This window comes from Zunongwangia pacifica (genome assembly GCF_023499215.1).
Lineage (GTDB): Bacteria > Bacteroidota > Bacteroidia > Flavobacteriales > Flavobacteriaceae > Zunongwangia > Zunongwangia pacifica.
Window position 1 is genome coordinate 1 of the sequence record NZ_JAKHSK010000016.1, and the last position, 22,667, is coordinate 22,667.

Sequence of the window (22,667 nt, forward strand, 5' to 3'; positions counted from 1 at the left end):
CACTTGCTGCGTACCGGGCATTGTTTGCATGCCCTGGTTTTGTATTGTTTAAAGGTATAGTTGCGGGCTTTGTACCAAGAGCCATTGCTGGATAAAGTATTTCCCTGGGGGCAAGTATAGGGCATCCTTCGTAAATCCAGAGGGCAGTCCGATTTGATATTATTTACCAAATGGGACAGGTTCAGCCGAAATGCGGGAGATGCTTATCAGATGATCGGTACGTTGAGAAGATTGGGGGTAGAACCGCAGGCAGTCGAACAACCGCTCGATTTATCAATCCCTGAAAATAAAATGATGCTCGCCTTTTATTTGGCTGCTCCTGAAGTGGAAAATGACAGAAGGGCATTGAATGTATTTCATGGGATGCGCAGGGCTAAAAAAGAAGGTCGCTGGATGGGAACAGCGCCGATTGGATACGTCAATAAAACCAACGAAAGCGGTAAAAAATATATTGCCCCAAGGGAAGTTCAGAGCGATATTATGAAATGGGCGTTCAAAGAGTTGGCAAAAAATATGTTCAGTACCGAGCAGGTTTGGAAAATGGCAAAGGAAAAGGGGCTGAAATGCAGTAAGAATAATTTCTGGACAGCTATCCGTAATCCTATGTATTGCGGTAAAATATTTATTCCTAAATACAAAGATGAAGAAAGTCAATTGGTCATGGGGCAACACGAACCCCTGATATCTGAAGCCTTGTTTTATGATGTACAGGATGTGCTTGACGGTCGTAAAAAAGTGATGCGGGCTAAAATGAAGGTGGATGGTCATTTTCCATTACGTGGATTTGTGATTTGCCCGGATTGCGGACGTATGCTGACCGGTAGCAAGTCGAAAGGGCGTTCCCAGTATTATTACTATTACCATTGCTCTGGTGGCTGTAAATTCAGACACAAGGCTGAAGATATGAATGAAAAGATCGTTTCCGAGATTGGGAAATATGTGTATTCCATCCCTAGGCTCAACCTATTTAAAGAAGTCATTACTTCCGTATATAAATCAAAAACCAGAGACAGGATCGGAAATATACAACAACTCAAAATCCGTTTACAGGATGAAAATAATAAACTGAGTAAAGCCAGGGAACTGCTTTTATGTGGTGATATTGAAGCGGACGATTACCGAATGATGAAAGCGGATGCCGATAAAAAAATAAACAGGCTGGAAGCTAAATTGACAAGTACGATTACAGACACACAAAACGTGGAACCCCTGTGGGATAAGGCAATCAGCAATCTTTCACAATTGGGCTATTTGTATGAAACCGGGACGATTACACAAAAAAGAAAGATCATTGGTTCGGTCTTTCCTGAAAATCTGACTTTTGACGGTTTTAAATATCGAACCACCCGGGTGAATGTAGCAATCAAGTATATCACACTGATTGACAAAGACTTAAATGGAAATAAAAAAGGGACAAATTCATCATTTTTGAATTTGTCCCATCAAGTGACCCCTATGGTACAAAACTCGAACCAATTAATAGAGGATTTAAAACTTTTGGCTGATATACTGGCTGCTTAATCTGTAATGAAGTCTTTAAAAGTAACTGATAGTTTATAGGTTATTTATAAAAGGAAAAAGTATGAAAACCTTTATGACCCATTTGGCCTATATATGATCCCATGCTGTCTTGGAGCGGACATTATAAGAAGTTCCCTTCTCTGTTGTTCCTTTTCTTTCAATGAACTCTCTATTTATCAGTTACTGTAAATCACGGGTAACCGTACTTTTTTTGATATATTCTCAAGTTGTTGGTATTCTGCATTATTTATAGAACCATGTCCTTTAATATATAAGAGCATTGACTTGTCTGGTGAAGGTTTTGTCTTTTAAAGTAATCGACAATCAGCTCTGTGATGTTGAGTATTTCGTAAAAAGGTATATTTTTACAATTAATTTTTGGTACCCCTCAACCATTATCTTTTGCAGGATATAAATAATCATTTACTTTCATTAATTCAGAAAATAAGATATGGAGTTATCCTTACTGCTAAATTGCATATCCTCATTAAAATTATCAGGATATAAAAGGATGCCACTTAAATTTGTGTAGTGCCATTCCTTGAAGCCAAAAACTGGAATGACGGCACTTGCTGCAATTAAAACCTTATCCAACTCTTCCAGTTCAAACTGCACAGCATCGATATAGACCTCACTTAAAAATAGCATCATTTTTTGCTGAAAAATTAGCTGTGCGTCTTTTGATAGATTTCTATAAAACAGCACATTATCCGTCAATAATTTATGCCAATGTTCTGGAAATGGCTTTACACTATGACGTTTTGCTTTTCTATAAAAATGAACAGCAAAAAGAACAATCACAACCGAAATAAAAATATAAGCCATATTAAAAACGTATTAATCTACAGGTTCGGCCTTAAATCCCACTTTTTGCAAAGTCGCCTTTACATCTTCTTCGGTTACACCATCGCTTTCAATGGTTAGGATTTTATCAGGATTAGAGGTATCTACTTCCCAACTTTCTACACCTTCTTGTTTGTTTAAAAAAGGGGTGACTTTTGATACGCACCCACCACAATTGATATTTGTTTTAAATTTTAAAGTTTTCATAGTATTGAATTTATTTATTATTAAAGTTTTACTCGTTTAAGTCTTAAGCTATTTGCAACTACGGATACACTACTGAATGCCATTGCTGCACCTGCAATCATCGGATCCAACAAAAACCCATTTACAGGATAAAGAACTCCCGCTGCAATTGGAATGCCAATAATGTTGTAAATAAATGCCCAGAATAAGTTCTGACGTATGCCCAACACGGTTCTTTTTGATAGTTCCAATGCTTTTGGGATAGATTGTAAATCTGATGTTATCAAGGTCATTTTTGCTACATCCATTGCGATATCCGAACCTTTGCCCATAGCAATACTCACATTGGCTTGCGCCAGGGCGTGCGAATCGTTGATACCATCGCCCACCATTGCTACTATCTTTCCGTCCGCCTGTAATTTTTCGACAAAAGCCGCTTTGTCCGAAGGCATCACTTCTCCTTGGTAATTTGTTATTCCTACTTGTTTTGCGACAGCAGATGCGGTTTTATTGTTATCTCCAGTAAGCATATAGACCTCAATGCCTCGTTCTTGAAGTGTTGCTATGGCCATTTTTGAAGTTTCCTTAATCTTGTCTGCAATGGCGAGTATCGCCAGCACTTGATCTTCGTTACCAAAGAATATGACTGTTTTTGCTTTTTCTTCGAGACTTTCTGCTGTTTGCATTAAAGTAGCGTCGATTTGAATATCCTTTTCGACCATTAGTTTATGGTTGCCCACATAATATTTTGAACCATTCTGCTGTTGCGCCTTTACACCTTTTCCGGTAATACTTTCGAAGGAAGTAATTTCTGCTTTTTCAATATTTTCATCTTTTAAGTGATTGACTACAGCTTCCGCCAAAGGGTGTTCTGATTGTGCTTCAATAGCTAGAAGAACTTTTTTGTATTCGTTGATATCTTCGAGTTTATCCTTCCAAAATATATCAGTTACTAAAGGTTTTCCTTCTGTAATTGTACCTGTTTTATCAAGAATGACAGCATTCACTTTATGACCGAGTTCTAAACTTTCGGCATCCTTTATAAGGATATTATTTTCTGCGCCTTTACCAATTCCCACCATAATGGCGGTAGGTGTTGCCAATCCCAAAGCACAAGGACAGGCGATTACCAATACTGCTACAGAGGTCAATAAGGCTTGTGAAAAGGCATTATCGCCTCCTACTGACATCCAGACAATGAAGGTTACAATGGAAATACCCAATACCACAGGAACGAAAATACCGGCAATCTTATCGACCAGTTTTTGAACGGGTGCCTTACTCCCTTGCGCTTGCTGAACCATTTTAATGATTTGGGAAAGCAGGGTTTCTCCACCTACTTTTTCAGCGGTAAATTGAAAACTTCCTTTTTGATTAACGGTACCAGCGAATACCTTTTCCCCTTGGGATTTCTGAACTGGAACGGGTTCTCCAGTAATCATACTTTCATCTACATATGAGCTTCCCTTGGAAACTTCGCCATCCACGGGAATCTTTTCTCCGGGACGCACCAAAATGGTCTGACCAACCTGTACGGATGAAATAGGGATTTCCCTCTCTTCCCCATTCTCAATAATTTTAAGGGTTTTAGGCTGAAGCCCCATTAGTTTTTTAATGGCTGAAGATGTATTTGATTTTGCCTTTTCTTCCAATAGTTTCCCCAAGGAAATAAAGGTGATAATCACGGTAGCCGCTTCGTAATATACGTGAGGCTCGATGCCACGACTTAACCAAAATTCAGGAAAAAAGGTATTGAATACACTAAAGAGGAAGGCGATTCCGGTACTCAACGCCACCAAGGTATCCATATTTGCTTTACCGTGTTTGGCCTGCTTGAAGGCATTGATGAAAAAACTGCGCCCAAACCAAAAAAGAATTGGAAAGGCCAATACCAATGAAATCCATTTGCCTGGTTCCCATTGCATATAGAACATTCCCAACACAAAAATGGGTAGCGTAAGTATCGCCGACCAGATGGTTCGGTTTTTTATGTCCTGATAATGCTTTTGCTGAAGTTCTTGCTGTACTTCCGAAGGGTCTTCGGCATCAATTATAATATCGTAACCGACCTCACGAAGCGCGTTTTGAAGTTGATTTGGACTCAACTCCTTGTCATATTCCACAAGAACGGAACTATTGGCAAAATTAACACTTGCATCAAACACACCTTCTGTGTGTTTTAATACAGATTCAACACTCGCTGCACAAGAGGCACAGGTCATTCCCGTAACTGGAAATGATTCTTTCACACCCTGTTTATGATTCTTCTTTTTGGTTTCAAATATGTTGATTGTCTCCATAAATCCGTTCTTATTTGTATGTTACAAATTTCAGGATTAAAAGACTGTAATGTGTTACGTTATATGCTGAATGATTTGTAGAATTTACTCTTCACGAATTATTACTACCAATTGGATAAGTCGTTTTTAATTTATCTTTTATCACCGCAATGGATACGTGTCTATCAGTCTCTACTATTTGTAATCAAATACCCTTTTGATTGAATGACCTTTTTTATCTCATCGACATTCGTTTTAGTGGTATCAAATTCTATAATTGAAGTCCCTTCTTCAAAAGACGTAGATACATTTGTAACCCCGTCAATTTTGTTTACCGAATGGTTGATGTTTTCTTCACAACCCGAGCATACCATCCCTTCAATATTCAACTTTACAGTTTGAATATCGGTATTGTTTGTTGCAACAATTCCTACTTTCTCCGTTGAATGAAATATTTGTGGATAATAAGAAACCAATGTCATTACAACAACAAACACTGTAACCAACCACAAATAGAATTTCGACTTAAAAAATGATGGCTTAGCCATATCACAGTTACCACAATCGTCCACCTTCTTTTTTTTATAAACCTGATAAAAGGCCAGTCCCAATGACAAAAATGCTATAACCAACAGATAAGGTTTCAAGGCAATAAGCCAAGAAAAATAGACAGAACTTCCACTAATACCAGCTACACTTGTAAGTAGCAAAGGACCCCAGCAGCATAGTTTAAGGGAAACTGCTGAAAATACAGCAGTCCCCATAGATGTTTTTTTGTTCCATTTAGTAATTGCCATACCTAACAACATCCTATTCCCGCGTTTACCAAATCCTCTTTTGTGATTTCGATTTTGGTGCAGCAATTCAGTAGTTTTCCATCCACAGCAATGGCGGGAACTCTTGTAACCCCATATTCCTTCATTTTTGAAACACAGATTTTACTTTCGCATTGCTCGGACAGATTATGAAGTGTGATTTCGCAGTCCTTTCCTGCTGTCTCTTTTACTAATTGCACCACAGGCTCGCATACCGGGCAACCTGCTGTAAAAATCTCGATTTGTCGTTTCATCTTATTTAAGTTTAAATTAATAATGGAACAAAGATGAGAACGTGAGGTAGGGGGTCACCAAACTTTTTTTAACCTTTTTTTTCGTTGTAGTTTTTTAATCTGGTTTCAATAGTTTGGATTTCTTTTAAGCGATTGGTCAAATCGGATAATTCCAAATTGGGGAATTCACTTTTTAAATATTCAATTTTATCTTCATTGCCACAATTTCCTGGGCAAGAGTCCACGGCCTTTACAATTCCAATAGCAAGTGCTTTTCGATAGACTTCATCCAGCAGTAAGTAATGTGCTTTTTGAATCCCCTTATCAATGGATCTGAACTGTATGTTTATTTGTTCGGGGTCCTTTCCTTCATCAAGCATTTTAACAATGCCGTTTATTTGACCACTCAAAGTTTTTAATCTGGATTTAATATCCAAGATTAAATCAGTAGGTAATTTGTACTGTTCCATATTCATAATTTGTCCATTATAATGTTTAGCAACAACTTGAATTATTACATCTTTTATTTTCTTGAATTGGTGGGCAGGCCACAGTACCGTAAGAACAGAATACGCAGCAATCTCCTTCTTTTGGTTTAAGTATTTGTTTGCAATTATCACATTCATAAAAGAATTGACAGGATTCTGTTGGCATTTCTTCTACTTTTTTGTGTCCACAATTTGGACAGGTAATTTCTGATTTTAATTGGATTTCCATTAGTTTTTTCTGTCAGTTACTTTATAGCCTGTTGCGTTAATTGCATTTTCAATTTCTTTTTCATTGGTTTTGGTTTTATCAAACTCAATGATTGCATTTCCATTTTCGTAAGACGCCTTTGAGTTTACAATTCCGTTGAGTTTGTTTACTTCGTGATTGACGTGTTCTTCGCAACTTGCACAAGTCATTCCGCTAATTTTAAATTCCATTGTTTTAATATCCGATTTGTCAACTACGATTATTTGCTTTTCTATGTTTGGATAAAAAATGGATGAATAATATGGAAATGCCAGCATTATAATTGCAAATACAGTTACAATTCCTAAAAACTTTTTTGATTGTATAAATTTTGGTTTTTCGTCTGTTTCACATTCGCAGTCAATTTCTTTTTGAGGTTTTAGTTTTTGATACCAAGCAAAGCCGAGCACTAAAATTGTTAGCCCGATTAGATAAGGTCTAAAAGGCTCAAGCCAAGAAAATGTTGAGGCAATTCCACTTGTTCCCGCGATTAAAGCCAAAACGGGTGTAATACAACATAATGAAGCTGTAATAGCAGCAAGTAAACCTGCACCAATTAATTTGTTCTCACGTTTCATATCGTTTCTAAAACTTTGTTTTTATCGAGTATTTCAAAAAACGGATTTAATAATGTTGAATATTCAGGGGTTAGTGAGTAAAAAATCGTTTGAGCATCTCTTTCGGTTTCCAATAAATTTCTGTCCTTCATTTTTCTCAAATGTTGAGAGATAGCAGAAATATTCATTTCGAGAATATCACTTAAGTCGCAAACGCAAAGTCGTTTCTCCTCAAAGAGTAGGTAAAGAATTTTTAGCCGAACATTATTTCCGACTAAAGAAAGTCCATTTGCCAAATAGTCAAACGATTCATTTAATTCTGAAACTGTCTTTTTACAACGGTTTATCTGTTCAATATCTGCCTGTTGTCTTATGCAAGAATTATTTTTCATAAGGCAAAGTTACAATTATTTCTTATTTAAGCAAATACTTAAATACAAAAAAGAATGATATGTAAATTTTGATCATTATGTTCCTTTTGTTTTGATTTGTGTTTTGCAAAAACTAAAACTACCGAATTGTACATCTGTTCTTTTAGCTTGTAGGTGAAGGTATTGCTGGCTTTACAGTTAATTGTCTTTTAAAACTACAAAACAGAAAATTCTGTATGGTGTTGAATGGTGTTGTGTGGTCCTCTGATACACAGCGAATTTTGTCAAATCCTTTTTTTAATTCCGATGTTAATTCCTCTTCATTGTATTGTTTTATTTCAAGTCCGCTACATTTTTTTGGTCCGTTTTGTGAAAAGGTTCCTATTATTAAATAACCTCTTACAAATTTTGTCGCTATGTTAGTATATTTTTTAATCTGATCATCTGTTGTAAGAAAATGAAAAGTTGCTCTGTCGTGCCAAACATCGAAAGATGTATCTGGTTCAAATTCGGTAATGTCGCTTACAATCCAATTTACTTTACTTGCCTTTTCTCCCAGTCTTTTTTTAGCTTTCGCAATTGCTTTTTCTGAAATATCAAGTACAGTAATGTTATTATACCCTTCCTTGAGTAAATAGTCAACAAGTTTACTGTCGCCACCACCAATGTCTATAATTTTTGCCTTTTTATTTAGTTTGAACGAACGTATAAACTTCAGTGAAGTTTTTGGTATTTCTTGCGTCCAACTTACCTGGTCTGGATTTTTAGTTTCCTAAACTGTTTCCCAATGTTTCTTTCTGTCTAATTTCATTTTGATATCTAAATTCGGTTCATTGGTAAATCAATATATCATCTACTGATTTAAATACCCCTTTAATAGTGGTAAACACGCCCTAAATCTCATCCAAGGATTTTCGGTTTTTGTCTACAGATTTCTTGAACTGCGTAGGTGTCATCCCAGTAATTTTCTTGAACTGATTGCTTAAATATGCAACGCTACTATAATGTAGTTGAAAAGCTATTTCACTTAAGGTTAGTTCATCGTAAACTATGAGTTCTTTTATACGTTCAATTTTTTGGTTGATGATATATTGCTCAAACGTGATGCTTTCTACTGACGAGAATAGGGAACTTAAATATTTGTAATCCAAATTAAGTTCACCACTTATAATATCTGCCCATTTTAAATCGGTTTCGTCGTTGGAATGATGTATTTTCTCAACAACCAAAGTTTTCATTTGCTCAATAAGTTGACTTTTACGGTCGTCAATCAAACTGAAACCTGAATTTTGAAGGGCTTCGGAAAGCTCTTTTTTGGTGTTTGCATTTAATGTTGACACTAATTTAACTTCTCCCAATTTAATAGAAGCATAGGATATTTCAAGTTGTTTTAAAATATTGGATACTGCCGAGATACATCTTGGGCAGACCATATTTTTAATATAGATAATCTCTCTCATATAATACTTGTCTTTAAAACAAGGTTAACCCAGATTTGTGTAAAGAATAGTAAACAGCAGCTATCGCAGCAATTACAAAAATCAATACTATCACAACAAAAGCTATAATTTTATCTTTTTTTGTGATATTACTTTTAGGTTGATGCTTCTTCCTTTCATTTTTTCGTCTATTTCTTCTGCTTTCACTCATTATCGTTCGCCATTATAAAACCAAGATTATTTTTTGGCCTTATGTAGATTACTTGATTAATCCGTAATTCGTTTTATTTTAAAGTTGCTTTTACCTCTCCACAGGTTAACATAGCCTCTCCATAATATGGATTTCGCACTTCTTCTTCCAAACTTATCCAATAGGCACCTTTATTGTTATTGGCCATTGGGCAAAACTGGATATATACATTTTGGTTGACCCCAAAAAGCTGTACACCACTTATCATATGTGCCGAAAGATGCTTGAAATGCCCTCTTTGTGCTGCTATGTCTGAACTGTTCTCAATAGCATTTGCAGATGATTTTAGTTCCTTTTGAATGGTCATCCAATGGTTGTGTGCTTTTTCATCGGACAGCAACTTCATATCAACATTTTTTAAGGATTGGATTATTTGCTTTCCTGCTTGTTGTGCACTTTTAGCATCGTCATTAACCAAAGCATCTTTTACAAGGATATAATCATCAAAAACCTGCTTCAATTGATTTTGAAATTTCTTTGAAACAGCTATCCTTTCTTTCATTTCAGAATGGTCTGTATTCACCACATTATCCCCAGTATTGTTTCCTTGCATACCCAAATGCCCTTCGTGGCCAGTCATTGTCTTACCTCCTGCCGTGTTCATCATACTTTTCTTGCCCTGTAACTGTGCAGCAGCATCTACGGTAAATGTGCCGTTAGTTACCACTTCATCTCCATTTTTTAAACCTTCAAGAACGGTATAACTATCGCCAGTGGCATTGCCCAATAAAACTTCTTTCATCTCAAAAACAGCTTTATTAGGGTCTGTTTTGACATAGACCACAGAACGTTCGCCCGTCCACATAACAGCCGTTGACGGTACAGAAACGGTGTTCTCTGTGCTCGTTCGAGCACCCTCGATTTTTCCTTCCACAAACATTCCCGGCTTAAAGAGGTCTTTTTTATTTTGTAAAACAGCTCTCACAACCACCGTTCTTGTAGCAGAGTTTAATAAGGGGGCAATAAACGAGACCTTGGCGTCAAACACTTCATTTCTATAGGCATTGGTGGTTACTTTAATGGTTTGTCCTTCTTTTAAGGACGCAATTTGGTTTTCGTAAGCATCAAATTCTGCCCATACTGTATTGAGATTGGCAATTTTGTATAAGGGTTGTCCTTGTTTTACATAGTCACCTTCTTCTACCATTTTCTGTGTTACCGTTCCTGATACGGTTGCGTACACAGGAAAGTTTTCTTGTACTTTCCCAGAGTTTTCTATGGCGTTGATTTGCTTTTCTGAAAGTTTCCAAAGTTTGAGCTTGTTTCTAACAGCTTTATATAATTCTGGTTGCGATTCTTTCAATGATGAAGCGGTAAGCAGTTCTTGTTGTGCCGCAACTAATTCTGGCGAATAAATAGTTGCCAAGCGTTGTCCTGCGCCAACACGTTCTCCTGTTGAATTAACGTATAGTTTTTCAATTCTTCCTCCAAAATATGTGACCTGTACGGCATTTGACTCTTCATTTGCTTTTATCTTTCCAGATAATTTTAGGGAATTATTTCCTATTTGTCCTTGTCCCACAAGTGACGTTTGAATATTGGCTAGAGCCATTGCGTTATCGGTCATTTTAATTTCATTGGCATTGAGGCCATCGGCACCCGATTCAGCTGGAATTAAATCCATTCCACATATTGGGCAGTCGCCAGGTTCTGGTTGCATAATCTGTGGGTGCATAGAACAGGTCCACATTTGATTAGTAGCAATTTCTTCTGAATGTTCGTGATTGTCTTTAGCACTATTTGTTGCCTTATCAGTAGAATCTCCACCGAACAGTAGAAAGCCACCTAGAAGGCCAACAATCAAGGCAATACCTATATAAATGATGTTTTTTTTCATTGTCTTTGTTTTTATTTGTTATTTTCTAATCGTTTAATCATTGCTTTCATTTCTGCAATTTCCTTTTCTTGTGCTTTAATTATATCATCTGCTAATTTCTTCACTTCCGGGTCTTGTATATCCGCTCGCTTACTGGTTAAAATGGCGATAGAGTGATGCGGAATCATAGCTTTCATATAGAGCACATCGCCAATAATTGGGGCCTGTGCCCTCACAAGGCCTAACGCGCCACCAAATAGAACAATACTTCCAAGAACAATTGCTATATTTTTCTTTTTGTTTTGGTACATATTACGCATTGTTACAAACATAATAATGGCCATAGCGGCAATACCCAAACAGCTCATATAAAATCGGGTAAGACTAAAATAGACGTGGTCAATTTCATAAGAGTTTAAGTACATTGTAACGTACATTGCTATGAAGGATGCCACGAGCATACCTACAAATTTTGTGTAGTTGTTTTTCTTTGAATTTTGATTTGAATTTTCCATTTTATGTTGGTTTTAGTGTTACTTATTTTCGTTTCTTTTTAACCAATTTTCTAATTGTGGGCGACGATATGTACCAAAGTAAGAACCCACTTAATACTGTAATTAACCCTAACAATGAAAACGCCCGCAGGATTATGGTATTAAAGTTGTCCCTGCCTTGATAGTCCATAGTGTGGTTCATCCACAAAAAATCGAACCAGCGCCAGTTTCTATGACGAACGGTCTGAAATGCACCATTTTCTATGGCGACATAAGCCTTCAAGTTTTGTGGGGTTTTATATGAAATCTCATAGGCTGGTAATGGACGACCACGGTATTCGTGATGTGCATCTACTTTCTCAATTCGTTTTATACCCCTTATTTCCAAATCGGGCAGCATATATCTATTGGCTACCTGTTTTGCTTCAGCTTTAGTAATACCATTTTTTTCATTTCCCGTTTTAGCACTAAATAAATTAGCTTCGTTAATCCAATAGTACGGCTCATTGGCTATTTCCAATAATTTTAGTGTTTGGATTGGTTCTTCACTCGCTAATTGCTCAGTCCCCAATAGGTTGGAAAAAGCAGTTTGCCGTGGCTTTTCTTTTTTGAACTGGTCGCCGTGTATTTCATCAATGTCCGTCCAGCTAAAATACATTCCGCTGATAGTCCACATCAAGAACTGAATGCCGAGGAATATACCCAAGTATCGGTGCGCTTTTCGAATCCATTTTGCTGTCTTTCTGTTGACCATACTTTCTATAATTTAATTCACAAAATATTTGACAATTATTCCACCTACCAACCAGACGTAACAGATATAGGCAACATACTTTAAAATCTTTTCAAGCAATGGGCTTTTAGGTGCCATCCCGCTCATCGTACTTTCAACACCCTTATTTTTAAAGAACCCTAAATAGTTGTTTGTAAAACCCTGTGTTTTCAGATTTTTCTATTGTGTTCACTTTAGTCATTTTCAATTTATTTCCTTAACTAAATAATTGAAGCGCCAAAGCACCACCAACTATTAAGATTAGTATGGTATATATTATGTAATTGAACCATTTTCTAATTACAGACTTTTCAGTTGTATTTTGACACCCGTCTTTGCAACACTCTTTCATTGTTATATCATCCTTTTTTATATGCAAAATCCTTTAAATAATACTTGAAAATGAGAGGCAACCTTTATTAACCAATAAACCAACCAAAATGTTTACCCCTCACAATCAAGTACTCTTCACTAAACTTCTCTTCATCATAAATTTTTAATTGTCTGACATAGGAAGAGAGATGTTATTATTTTAAGGGTTTAATCCCTCTCCCTTGTGCAGGCTGCTATTAACCAAATCAACTTTTCTTTTTCAAAATTCGTTGTGCCTGACTAGGGAAGGAACTAACACTAACCATCAACATTGTTTTCCTTCCCAGGACAGGACTTAAAAACTATTCAGATATCTTTATCATTTTACAACCTTCTGTTAACTAATAAACCAGAACATTGAAAATATTTTTTAAACAAAGGATTATCTATTGAATAGTCTTTTGAACTTTTCCGCATTTAAGCATTCTACTGCCGTAATATGGATTTTTCACTTCTTTACTTGTACTCAACCACGCACTACCCTTATCATACATTGGGCAAAATTGCTCGTATAACGTGCTTTTTGTACCCGTAATAGCTACCATATCAGTAATATCCTTACTTAACGTTTTAAAGTGCTCGCGTTGGTGGTCTATGGCACTTTCAGAAATATGCTCGGCGTGCTCTACGGCATCTTCTATAATGTCTTCTAATTCTTCTTGATTTTCTTTTGAATAACTGTCCGTATCAAATGCTTTAAGAGTGGCTACCAATTTTGTTCCTGCTTGTGCTGCCTTTTTTGTATCGTCCGCAACTAAAGCATCTTTTAAATTAAAGTAATCACTTAAAATAGCTTCTGCTTTTGCGTCACTATTTTTATTCATCATTTTGCTATGGTCCATTTTCATATCTCCGTGATCGTGGTTCATTTTTTCTTTTTCCTGTGCATTGGTAAAAGAAACTGCTAACAATAGCATTGCTGCAATACTCATTTTTAAATTTTTCATTTTAATTACTTTTAAATTATTGTTTATAAACTATCTTTTAATTGTGTGATAAAATTGATTAACTCTTCTGCTTCAGCTTCTGTAAATGTTGCCTCACTATGTATCAAAGTGTAAGAATCCAAAGGCATTTCGCCATTTTCAATCTGCTTGATAATAGACCTTAACTTACTTGCTTTTCTTCGGCTGGATAATGAATCCCATTCGTTGAAATTAAGTTCAGCTTTTCCTTCTTTAATATGGTCTTCCAAAAACCAAGCAACAGGTTGAATCTTATTATACCAAGGGTATTGAGTATTATTGCTGTGGCAATCATAGCAGGATACCTGTAACTTTTTTTGAATAGTTTCTGGTACATTATTGACCAGCATAAAATCAGTTGACGGTACAGTATCACTTTGATTGCGTGTAGTCGGAATAAATTGAATTCCCACGAACGCTACCAGTAGTACTATTGCTATAATCTTTACAATTTTCATTTAGTTAATTTCACGTTGTACTTTGCCGCATTTTAACATTTGACTACCATAGTATGGATTGCGAACTTCCTCTTTAGTACTTAGCCAAGCTGTACCGCCATCATACATAGGGCAAAACTGCTCGTAAAGCTTCATCTCTGCTCCTGTTATAGCAACCATATCTATAACATCTTTACTTAAAACTTTAAAATGTTCGCGCTGGTGTGCTATATCACTTTCTGAAATGTGTTCTGCGTGTTCAACTGCATCCTCTACAATATCCTTTAATTCCGATTGCTGGGTATCGTTATATTGTGAGGCGTCAAAATTTCCTAAGGATGTTGCTAGGGTTGCCCCAAGTTCTTTGGCTTTGCCATTATCATCTCCCACCAAGGCATTCTTTAAGTTGAAATAGTCATTTAATACCGCTTGTGTATTACTATCTCCACCCATTGCCATTTCCCTCTTTTCGCCGTCGTGATGACCATCACTGTTATCGTGGTTCATTTCTGAATGGTCTCCATCCGTGCTATTTTGTTCTTTGCTGTTGTCTTTACAAGACATTACTGTTAAGGTTATGAATGCTATCGCAACTATACCTAATGTTGATTTTAATTTGCTCATTTTGTTTTAATTTAAGTTTGTGTTTATTAATTATTATTACTGCCTTTTTATAGTGTCTTATAATTTTTCAATGACGTTTTCCAACATTGCAGTTATTTCGCTGGCTACCTCATTCAATTTTTCATTTTTTACAGCTTGCATTGAAGCCATTGGGTTTACGGCCGCAACTTCAATGATACCTGCTTCGATTTCCTGTACTATGACATTGCAGGGCAACATCGTTCCAATTTTATCTTCTGCTTGCAAAGCTTTATGTGCATAGGGCGGATTACAAGCTCCGAGTATCCTATACTTTTTAAAGTCTATATCCAGTTTTTTCTTTAGTGTTTCTGTTACATCAATTTCTGTAAGGATTCCAAAACCTTCTTCCTTTAATCCTTGTGTCACTTTCTCTATGACCTCTTCGAAGGTTCCATTGATTGTTTTATTAAAATAATAGTTCATCTTTTTTTAATTTTTAGTTGTTTAAAATCTTGCTAATAGTCCACCACCCAATCCATATCGGTTATTGTAGTTAGCTTGGATTGAAAAATTGCGCGAAAGAATGTATGCAACCCCTACCAACCATTGTGTTTCGCTTTCAAATGATTTATTATTCTCTAAATCATTGACCCATCCAAAATCTGCTCTGTATTCGTATTCGCCTTCCAAAAAAATTCTTGGAAAAATCAATAATTCTCTGTCCAAACGTATTCTTGGGCGTAGCTGATGGTCCATACTCACATCTACATTAAATCTATAAGGCGTAAAATACTTTACACCAACCAATCCTACGGTATTAAATGTATCGTAAGAATCTGGTGTTGACGTTTCGGTATTTACTCCTGCATAAACACGTACCCAATCGTTCAGATACCTATTATAACTTATTTCGGCTTCAAGATTTTGGTCGTAATCGAACTCTGTTCTCAAACCAAATTCATTTCGGATATTGCTCGACGTTAAAAAGAGTTCATTAAAATTTGAACCTGCACGAGCCAATCCCCACGAATAATAATGGTCTGTCTCATCAATAAGTTTCTGAACTGGATAATCTTTCATTCTATCATCCCTTGGGGTATCGTAACTAAACACTCTTGCCATACCACCCATCATATGGTACAATATGTGGCAATGAAAAAACCAATCGCCATACTCTTCGTTATAAAATTCAATAATAACTTTCTGCATTGGTGGTACGTTCACGGTATGCTTTAATGGGGAACGTTCTCCTTTTTCATTAATGACCCTGAAGTAATGACCGTGCAAGTGCATTGGATGGTGCATCATAGTCAGGTTATTTAATGTAATTCTGGTTACCTCGCCTCCTTTTATATTTATCTTATCGGTTTCTGATAATGGAACCCCATTCATACTCCATACATAGCGATTCATATTACCTGTTAGGTTAAGCAACACTTCATTTACTGGTAAATCTGCCTTAAATTCAGTTTTTTCTTTTGCCTCTAAAAAATCATAGTTGAAGTATGTCTTTCGCTCCTCATAATCAAAAGAAGTAGAATCCTTCTGCATCATTGGCATATTGTGCATATGACCTTCCATTTTATTTGATGCTCCATTATGGCTCATTGACATCGGGTCTTTTTTCATTCCCATTGTATCATCCATCTTCATATCCATTTGGTCATTCATTTTGCCATCTTTCATCGACATCTTATCGTTCCCCATTTTCATCTCGCCGTCCTTCATATTCATCTTCATTCCGTACTTCTGCATTAAAACTTCGGGTGTATTCTTCTTCTTGTTTCCAACCATTGCAGGTGCTCCCATTTTCATATCCATTTTGGCCATTTGCTTCATCATCTCTATTTTACTAGGTCTGTCAATTCTTTTAGCTGGATAAAGTTTGCCACTACCCAAACGAATTGAGGTATTACCAGAGCCGTCTTGTGCTGTGGCAGTAATTTCAATAGTTCCTTCTGGAATAGTTACAATTACATCATACGTTTCGGCTATGCCAAAGAGAAATCTGCTTTTGGAAACGGGTTGCACGTCAACACCATCACTGGAAACCAACATTGGGTTACCTCCTCCGAAATCCATCCAATAATAGGTAGATGCCGATGCATTGATAAAACGAAGCCTTACTTTTTCTCCTGGTTTAAATTCTGGGTACTCTACCAATTTTTTACCATTGGACAAAAATGTGGGATAATAAATGTCTGCAATATCTGCACCTTCCATTCTGTCTCGCCAAAATTTGAATTGTGCTCCTAATGCACCTTCTTTTATTACTCTACTTAAAGGTACTGCTGTTCCTTTTTTTACTTGATACCATTCGTTTCCTCTTTTAAGGTTACGTAATACATTCATTGGTTTTTCGTTTGTCCAATCTGATAATACCACGACTAAATCTTTATCATATTCCAAGGTTTTCTCTTTTGGATGAATGATAATAGACCCATAAACACCTTTTTGTTCTTGTAGCATTGTGTGGGAATGGTACCAATATGTTCCCGATTGGTTGATTGGAATCCTGTATTGGAAAGTTGTTCCTGGCTCAATCGGTGGGGTAGTTAAATATGGAACCCCGTCGTAAAAATTGGGAAGTATCAATCCGTGCCAATGCACTGAAGTTTCTTCATCCATTTTATTGGTTACGTTGATTATAGCAAGGTCTCCTTCATTAAATTCCAAAACAGGCCCAGGGATACCTCCATTGATAGTCATTGCATTAGCAGTAACACCACCAAGCGTCATTTTATTTTCTTCAATGGTAAGGTTATACTCTTGAATAGGTCGTCCTTCTTCTTTTCTATCTTGTCCGTTGGTTCCTACTTGTGCAACACTTTCAAATGAAACGAGAAGTACAAATAGTATTGTTATCTTTCTAATCATAATTCTTTATTTTAGTGTTCAAAAGCCAATTTGGCCTAGTTCAATTTTTTATCTTGTTAAATAATTTATTAAAGCATATTCTGTAAAATACTCTTTAATGGAATCGATTAAATTGATTTGAAACTTTAACTGCAATTCCTGTACATCTAACACATCATTAAAATCTATAGTTCCAGTTTCGTAGTTTTTCATAAGAATTTCCTCGGCATCAATGGCCTGTTTCAAATTATCGGTTTGTACATTGAACTTAATTCTTGTCGCATTTCTATTATAAAGCCCTTGCGCCAAAAGTGTTTCTAACTTATTCAACCTATCCTCTTTTTGAAATTTTATTTCTAGTTGTTTCAACTCATTTTGTCTTGTCACAGACTTATATTTATTATTAAAAATGGGAATAGAAATAGAAAGCATAGGCATAACCATATCTTTAAAAGAGCTAGTTATCATTGGACTATTTTCTTGGTTAATATACTGCACTCCAAACCCTACCATAGGACCACTTTCCTTTTGGTTTAACAGCTCTGACTGCTCAACAGATTCATATAACTTATCATATTTAATAAGTTCCGGGTTTATTTGAAGGTTCTCATTTAAAACCAGAGGGTCAACGTCCGGAATCATCATTTCTTCCACAACATCCACCGACATATTTTCTTCACGATTCAAAAGGTTATTGAACAGCGTCTGTTCTGCCTGAAAACCCTGTTCTAGCACTTCCTTTTGTTGAACTAATTCGTTTTGCCTTATTTGAAGGCGAAGTACATCAACAGCTGATGCTTTACCAACTTCCAATGAAGTTAATGCTAGGCGTTCATAGGTTTGTAAAAGTTCAATGTTCTCATCCAGAATAAGCTGTTTTGCACGTATGGCATAAAGTTTATAATATGACTGGGATACTGACAATGAAAGTTTTCTTTTCGCAATTGCTATATCAACATATTGCGCTTCTGCTATAGATGATGCATAATTTTCCCTTGCTGAAATGGTCCCGAACCACGGTAACATTTGCATTACAGAGGCACTAAATTGCTCCATAGGCATATCCATTTCAGGAGCTATAGCCATAACGCCAAAATTAAATTCAGTATTTGGTAAGCTGTTAACTTCATTTACTTTTTCTTCGGCGATATTGTACCGCAATTCAAAAGCTTGGATTTCTGGATTGTTCTTTTCAGCTTCCTGAATATAGGATGCTAAATCTTGTGCATTTACTTCCGCGAAAGCGAAAAAAACAAGTGCTATTAAAATTATATATCTCATTTTGTAGCTCGTTTTAATTGAAATTCTTCTTTCCAGCTAAATAAAACTGGCACAACAAATAGGGTTACAAGTGCTATAAGCATTCCGCCAAATGAAGGGATTGCCATCGGAATCATTATATCACTCCCACGACCTGTTGATGTCAATACAGGTAACAAAGCGAGAATAGTTGTTGCAGTTGTCATTAAACACGGACGGATACGCTTTTCTCCAGCTTCAACTACAGATGCCCTAATTTCCTGTTTTGTTTCTGGGGTATTTCTATCAAAGGTTTGGGTCAAATAAGTTGCCATAACCACACCATCATCAGTTGCAATACCGAATAGGGCAATAAAACCAACCCAAACGGCAACACTTAAATTAATGGTGTGCATTTGAAAAAGGTCTCGTAAATTTTCTCCGAAAAAGCTGAAGTTTAAGAACCAATCTTGGCCGTAGAACCATATCATTAAAAAACCTCCCGCAAAGGCGACAGCAATTCCAGTAAAGACCATTAATGACGTTCCAACAGAACGGAACTGGAAATATAGGATTAGAAAAATAATAGCCAAAGCCAGAGGTACTACCACGCTCAATGTTTTTTCTGCTCGTAACTGATTTTCATACGTTCCCGTAAATTGATAATTGATACCCTTTGGAACGGTCAATTCGCCATTGTCAATTTTTTCTTGAATAAGGGCTTGGGCATTTTCCACCACATCTACTTCGGCGAAACCATCTAATTTATCAAAAAGTACATAGCCAACTAAAAAAGTATCCTCACTTTTAATGACCTGCGGCCCTTGTTCGTATCTTATAGTAGCCAACTCACTTAACGGAACCGGACTCCCTTTTTCTACTGGAACATAAATGTCTTTTAAGTCATTTGGATTTGCGCGTAATTCCCTTGGGTAGCGTACACGAATACCATAGCGCTCCCTACCTTCTACTGTTTGTGAAAGCACCATACCACCAACAGAAACCTGTATAACTTGCTGTACTTGCTCTATGGTTATGCCATAGCGCGCAAGTCGTTCTCTGTCAATATCTATAAGTAGGTATGGCTTCCCCACAATACGGTCGGCAAAAACTGCTTCATCCTTTACACCCTCTGCTTGTTTTAAGATATCTTCCAATTGTACCCCAAACGCCTCAATTTCTTTTAAATCCTGTCCTTTCACCTTAATGCCCATAGGTGCTCGCATACCAGTCTGTAGCATCACCAAGCGTGTTTCTATGGGTTGTAGCTTTGGTGCTGAAGTAACACCTGGAAGCTTTGTAACCCTTACGATTTCTTTCCAAATATCGTCTGGCGATTCAATTTCAGGTCGCCAATTTCTAAAGTACTCTCCATCGTCATCTGGAATGAGCTGTGAACTTGTCACAGAGAATGGGTCTGTAATTTTTGAGGCTTTATAGTCATCATCTTCTACTTCAATTTCGCTATTAGGGTTGGTTACTAAACTGCCATCCTTTAAAACAAATAAGCCGTCTTCGTTTACCTTAAAGCGTTGTCTTTTGCGATTTTCATTTAAAATATATTCAGATTTATATTGAATAACATTCTCATACATCGATAACGGTGCAGGGTCTAATGCTGATTCTGTACGCCCAGATTTACCGACTACGGTTTCAATTTCTGGAATGCTCGCAACGGCCATATCGAGTTGCTGTAGGACGCGTTTATTTTCCTCCACACCTGCGTGTGGCATTGAAGTGGGCATTAACAGGAATGAACCCTCATTGAGTGAAGGCATAAACTCTTTACCAGTATTACGCATAATCATCACTCCAAAAATTACAATGGCAGTTGGTATCGAAAGAAATAACAGCTTATTGCGCAATGCCCAATTTAAAATTCGAACATAATAATTTCTAAAAAGTGTAAATACACCCAAAAGACCAAAACAGATAAGACCAACGAAGATTAAGTTTATAAGGATACTTCTATCTACTCCCAGTGGTCTCCAATATTCCGCCAATAGGAATATGATAGCAAAAGCCGAAACAAATATATTGATGATGTTGGCGCGTTTTGACGTAATCTTTTCCTTTAGTGAAAGGAAGCCAACAACGCCAAATGCAACTAATATTAATCCAAGCGGATAGCCTAAAATTAAAGATAAAACGCCAAAAACAATCAATGCTCCATTTAGCATATAACTAAAAGAAGTTTTTAAATTTCTCTTTTTAAATAAATAGGCCGCAAATGGTGGAAGTAAAAATAGGGCAACAATAAGAGATGCGGTGAGTGCTGCCGTTTTTGTAAATGCCAATGGCCTAAACAATTTCCCTTCTGCACCAATCATAGTAAATACAGGAATGAAACTAATAATAGTGGTCATTACTGCCGTTAAGATGGCGCCAGAAACTTCGGCAGTCGCATTATAAACTACCGTATTCATAGGTAGCTTTTCTTCATTTTCATCAATATGCCGCAAGACATTTTCCGAAAGGATAACGCCCACATCGACCATAGTTCCAATAGCAATTGCAATACCAGATAAGGCGACAATATTTGCATCTACATTGAACAGTTTCATAGAAATAAAGACCATCAAAACCGCAACAGGCAATAATCCGGAAATCAATACGGAGGCCCTTAAATTGAAGACCATTATGATAATCACAAAAATGGTAATCAATATCTCTAAAGTTAGCGCTTCATCAAGTGTGCCCAAGGTTTCTTGGATTAGTTCTGTTCTGTCATAAAAGGGTACGATGGTTAATTGCGAAGTCCTCCCATCGCTTAATGTTTTTGATGGAAGCCCAGAACTTAACTCGTTTATTTTTTCTTTAACATTGTTGATGACTTCCATAGGATTGGCCCCATAACGAGCCACTACAACACCACCAACAACCTCGGCTCCTTCCTTGTCCAATAAGCCTCTTCTTGTAGCAGGACCGTGTGTTACTTTCGCAATATCCTTTATACGGATGGATGTAAAATCTTTTGAAGTAACTACCGCGTTTTCTAAATCAGATAGTTTCTTAATATAACCCAATCCTCTTATAAGGTATTCAGCTTGGTTGATTTCAAGCGTTTGTGCACCAACATCTTTGTTGCTTTGTTTTACTGCTTTTACAACCTCACTCAAGCCTATGTTGTATTGCCGCATTAATTCGGGATTAACATCCACTTGATATTCCAAAACATATCCGCCGATGGAAGCCACTTCGGAAACACCACTCGCCGAAGACAGTGCGTATTTTACGTAGAAATCCTGAATGCTTCGTAATTCCTGTAAATCCCATCCACCTGTAACATTACCATCTTTATCACGTCCCTCAAGGGTGTACCAATATATTTGCCCTAATCCTGTGGCATCGGGACCTAGAGCTGGATTAACGCCTTCTGGTAGAAGTCCGGCTGGTAATGAGTTTAATTTTTCAAGTATTCGGCTTCTGCTCCAATAAAATTCAATATCTTCTTCGAAAATGATATAAATGCTCGAAAACCCGAACATAGATGAACTACGTATTGTTTTAACCCCTGGAATACCAAGAAGCGATGTGGTTAGAGGATAAGTAATTTGATCCTCAATATCTTGAGGGGAACGACCATCCCATTTAGTAAATACAATTTGTTGGTTTTCGCCAATATCTGGTATGGCATCTACGGCAACAGGGTCTCGAGGAAGTGAGCCTGTATTCCATTCAAACGGGGCGTTTACGACTCCCCAAGCAATAAAAAGTGCAAGTAGTAGAACGGCTACTAGTTTGTTTTCTATAAGAAATTTTATGCATTTATTTAGCATCTTTATTGATAATTAAACAGTTATACATTGAATAACTTTCTGATAATATCAGAAAATTAAACACAACAAAGTAAGCCCAAGATGGAAGTAACCATAGAGCAAATCTTTCCGATAATTATCGGA

The 22,667-nt window shown here is 36.7% G+C and carries 21 protein-coding genes and 1 pseudogene; 1 reads left to right on the forward strand and 21 read right to left on the reverse strand.

Features of this window, described 5'->3' with window-relative positions:
• The first annotated feature begins 123 nt into the window (after positions 1–123).
• A complete protein-coding gene (locus tag L1967_RS22400; RefSeq protein ID WP_338063537.1) occupies positions 124–1,521 on the forward strand; it encodes a recombinase family protein in 1,398 nt (465 codons plus the stop codon).
• A gap of 432 nt (positions 1,522–1,953) precedes the next feature.
• Here the strand turns inward: L1967_RS22400 and L1967_RS11975 are convergent, their stop codons facing one another.
• The 21 genes and pseudogenes from L1967_RS11975 to L1967_RS12080 all read right to left on the reverse strand — a co-directional run bounded on the left by L1967_RS11975 (position 1,954) and on the right by L1967_RS12080 (position 22,544).
• A complete protein-coding gene (locus L1967_RS11975; protein WP_245801465.1) occupies positions 1,954–2,346 on the reverse strand; it encodes a zinc-dependent peptidase in 393 nt (130 codons plus the stop codon).
• 12 nt (positions 2,347–2,358) lie between these two features.
• Entirely contained in the window at positions 2,359–2,571 is a 213-nt protein-coding gene (locus tag L1967_RS11980) for a heavy-metal-associated domain-containing protein (protein WP_008616468.1), read from the reverse strand.
• A gap of 20 nt (positions 2,572–2,591) precedes the next feature.
• Positions 2,592–4,850, reverse strand: coding sequence for a heavy metal translocating P-type ATPase (locus L1967_RS11985; protein WP_249601859.1), 2,259 nt, complete (start codon positions 4,848–4,850; stop codon positions 2,592–2,594).
• Positions 4,851–5,014: 164 nt separating this feature from the next.
• Positions 5,015–5,593 carry a mercuric transport protein MerTP gene (gene merTP, locus L1967_RS11990; RefSeq protein WP_240462945.1) on the reverse strand — a complete coding sequence of 193 codons (579 nt, stop codon included), beginning with the start codon at positions 5,591–5,593 and terminating at the stop codon, positions 5,015–5,017.
• A 35-nt stretch (positions 5,594–5,628) separates the two neighbouring features.
• A complete protein-coding gene (locus L1967_RS11995) occupies positions 5,629–5,898 on the reverse strand; it encodes a thioredoxin family protein (protein WP_084839799.1) in 270 nt (89 codons plus the stop codon).
• 68 nt (positions 5,899–5,966) lie between these two features.
• The gene (locus L1967_RS12000) at positions 5,967–6,353 is read right to left on the reverse strand and encodes a metal-sensing transcriptional repressor (RefSeq protein WP_072316381.1); all 387 of its coding nucleotides are present in this window, start codon (positions 6,351–6,353) and stop codon (positions 5,967–5,969) included.
• A 19-nt stretch (positions 6,354–6,372) separates the two neighbouring features.
• A complete protein-coding gene (locus L1967_RS12005; protein ID WP_072316382.1) occupies positions 6,373–6,594 on the reverse strand; it encodes a GDCCVxC domain-containing (seleno)protein in 222 nt (73 codons plus the stop codon).
• Complete coding sequence (gene merTP, locus L1967_RS12010; RefSeq protein WP_013072783.1) at positions 6,594–7,190, reverse strand: mercuric transport protein MerTP; 597 nt, start codon at positions 7,188–7,190, stop codon at positions 6,594–6,596. Before merTP (L1967_RS12010) ends, L1967_RS12005 begins: the two co-directional genes overlap by 1 nt.
• A complete protein-coding gene (locus L1967_RS12015; protein ID WP_008992796.1) occupies positions 7,187–7,561 on the reverse strand; it encodes an ArsR/SmtB family transcription factor in 375 nt (124 codons plus the stop codon). The genes merTP (L1967_RS12010) and L1967_RS12015 overlap by 4 nt, the downstream gene beginning before the upstream one ends.
• 142 nt (positions 7,562–7,703) lie before the next feature.
• Positions 7,704–8,351, reverse strand: a pseudogene (locus L1967_RS12020) (class I SAM-dependent methyltransferase).
• A gap of 82 nt (positions 8,352–8,433) precedes the next feature.
• Entirely contained in the window at positions 8,434–9,000 is a 567-nt protein-coding gene (locus L1967_RS12025) for a helix-turn-helix domain-containing protein (protein WP_013072784.1), read from the reverse strand.
• A 263-nt stretch (positions 9,001–9,263) separates the two neighbouring features.
• Positions 9,264–11,066: an efflux RND transporter periplasmic adaptor subunit gene (locus L1967_RS12030; RefSeq protein WP_084839798.1), complete on the reverse strand. Its 1,803-nt coding sequence runs from the start codon at positions 11,064–11,066 to the stop codon at positions 9,264–9,266.
• Positions 11,067–11,077: 11 nt separating this feature from the next.
• Positions 11,078–11,560 (reverse strand): DUF305 domain-containing protein, encoded by a 483-nt coding sequence (locus L1967_RS12035; RefSeq protein ID WP_008992801.1) that lies wholly within the window; start codon positions 11,558–11,560, stop codon positions 11,078–11,080.
• A 22-nt stretch (positions 11,561–11,582) separates the two neighbouring features.
• On the reverse strand, positions 11,583–12,293 hold the full coding sequence (locus tag L1967_RS12040) for a PepSY domain-containing protein (RefSeq protein ID WP_008616453.1): 711 nt from the start codon (positions 12,291–12,293) through the stop codon (positions 11,583–11,585).
• Between the two features lie 776 nt (positions 12,294–13,069).
• Complete coding sequence (locus L1967_RS12050) at positions 13,070–13,630, reverse strand: DUF3347 domain-containing protein (RefSeq protein ID WP_072316387.1); 561 nt, start codon at positions 13,628–13,630, stop codon at positions 13,070–13,072.
• 23 nt (positions 13,631–13,653) lie between these two features.
• The gene (locus tag L1967_RS12055; RefSeq protein WP_026754886.1) at positions 13,654–14,106 is read right to left on the reverse strand and encodes a heme-binding domain-containing protein; all 453 of its coding nucleotides are present in this window, start codon (positions 14,104–14,106) and stop codon (positions 13,654–13,656) included.
• Positions 14,107–14,709 (reverse strand): DUF3347 domain-containing protein, encoded by a 603-nt coding sequence (locus tag L1967_RS12060; protein ID WP_072316388.1) that lies wholly within the window; start codon positions 14,707–14,709, stop codon positions 14,107–14,109.
• A gap of 57 nt (positions 14,710–14,766) precedes the next feature.
• Positions 14,767–15,153: a DUF302 domain-containing protein gene (locus L1967_RS12065; protein ID WP_008991354.1), complete on the reverse strand. Its 387-nt coding sequence runs from the start codon at positions 15,151–15,153 to the stop codon at positions 14,767–14,769.
• A 21-nt stretch (positions 15,154–15,174) separates the two neighbouring features.
• On the reverse strand, positions 15,175–17,547 hold the full coding sequence (locus L1967_RS12070; protein ID WP_072316390.1) for a multicopper oxidase domain-containing protein: 2,373 nt from the start codon (positions 17,545–17,547) through the stop codon (positions 15,175–15,177).
• 48 nt (positions 17,548–17,595) lie between these two features.
• Positions 17,596–18,807 (reverse strand): TolC family protein, encoded by a 1,212-nt coding sequence (locus tag L1967_RS12075; protein WP_072316391.1) that lies wholly within the window; start codon positions 18,805–18,807, stop codon positions 17,596–17,598.
• On the reverse strand, positions 18,804–22,544 hold the full coding sequence (locus L1967_RS12080; RefSeq protein WP_072316392.1) for an efflux RND transporter permease subunit: 3,741 nt from the start codon (positions 22,542–22,544) through the stop codon (positions 18,804–18,806). Before L1967_RS12080 ends, L1967_RS12075 begins: the two co-directional genes overlap by 4 nt.
• Positions 22,545–22,667 lie beyond the last annotated feature (123 nt).

What these genes read in the sequence shown, in the direction of transcription:
- L1967_RS12040 (WP_008616453.1), bottom strand. Translation starts at nt 12,293, where the DNA reads ATGGTCAACAGAAAGACAGCAAAATGGATTCGAAAAGCGCACCGATAC.
- L1967_RS11995 (WP_084839799.1), bottom strand. Translation starts at nt 5,898, where the DNA reads ATGAAACGACAAATCGAGATTTTTACAGCAGGTTGCCCGGTATGCGAG.
- L1967_RS12070 (WP_072316390.1), bottom strand. Translation starts at nt 17,547, where the DNA reads ATGATTAGAAAGATAACAATACTATTTGTACTTCTCGTTTCATTTGAA.
- L1967_RS12025 (WP_013072784.1), bottom strand. Translation starts at nt 9,000, where the DNA reads ATGAGAGAGATTATCTATATTAAAAATATGGTCTGCCCAAGATGTATC.
- L1967_RS12080 (WP_072316392.1), bottom strand. Translation starts at nt 22,544, where the DNA reads ATGCTAAATAAATGCATAAAATTTCTTATAGAAAACAAACTAGTAGCC.
- L1967_RS11985 (WP_249601859.1), bottom strand. Translation starts at nt 4,850, where the DNA reads ATGGAGACAATCAACATATTTGAAACCAAAAAGAAGAATCATAAACAG.
- L1967_RS12000 (WP_072316381.1), bottom strand. Translation starts at nt 6,353, where the DNA reads ATGAATATGGAACAGTACAAATTACCTACTGATTTAATCTTGGATATT.
- L1967_RS11975 (WP_245801465.1), bottom strand. Translation starts at nt 2,346, where the DNA reads ATGGCTTATATTTTTATTTCGGTTGTGATTGTTCTTTTTGCTGTTCAT.
- merTP (WP_240462945.1), bottom strand. Translation starts at nt 5,593, where the DNA reads ATGGGGACTGCTGTATTTTCAGCAGTTTCCCTTAAACTATGCTGCTGG.
- L1967_RS12005 (WP_072316382.1), bottom strand. Translation starts at nt 6,594, where the DNA reads ATGGAAATCCAATTAAAATCAGAAATTACCTGTCCAAATTGTGGACAC.
- L1967_RS11980 (WP_008616468.1), bottom strand. Translation starts at nt 2,571, where the DNA reads ATGAAAACTTTAAAATTTAAAACAAATATCAATTGTGGTGGGTGCGTA.
- L1967_RS12050 (WP_072316387.1), bottom strand. Translation starts at nt 13,630, where the DNA reads ATGAAAAATTTAAAAATGAGTATTGCAGCAATGCTATTGTTAGCAGTT.
- L1967_RS12065 (WP_008991354.1), bottom strand. Translation starts at nt 15,153, where the DNA reads ATGAACTATTATTTTAATAAAACAATCAATGGAACCTTCGAAGAGGTC.
- merTP (WP_013072783.1), bottom strand. Translation starts at nt 7,190, where the DNA reads ATGAAACGTGAGAACAAATTAATTGGTGCAGGTTTACTTGCTGCTATT.
- L1967_RS12060 (WP_072316388.1), bottom strand. Translation starts at nt 14,709, where the DNA reads ATGAGCAAATTAAAATCAACATTAGGTATAGTTGCGATAGCATTCATA.
- L1967_RS12055 (WP_026754886.1), bottom strand. Translation starts at nt 14,106, where the DNA reads ATGAAAATTGTAAAGATTATAGCAATAGTACTACTGGTAGCGTTCGTG.
- L1967_RS12030 (WP_084839798.1), bottom strand. Translation starts at nt 11,066, where the DNA reads ATGAAAAAAAACATCATTTATATAGGTATTGCCTTGATTGTTGGCCTT.
- L1967_RS12015 (WP_008992796.1), bottom strand. Translation starts at nt 7,561, where the DNA reads ATGAAAAATAATTCTTGCATAAGACAACAGGCAGATATTGAACAGATA.
- L1967_RS12075 (WP_072316391.1), bottom strand. Translation starts at nt 18,807, where the DNA reads ATGAGATATATAATTTTAATAGCACTTGTTTTTTTCGCTTTCGCGGAA.
- L1967_RS12035 (WP_008992801.1), bottom strand. Translation starts at nt 11,560, where the DNA reads ATGGAAAATTCAAATCAAAATTCAAAGAAAAACAACTACACAAAATTT.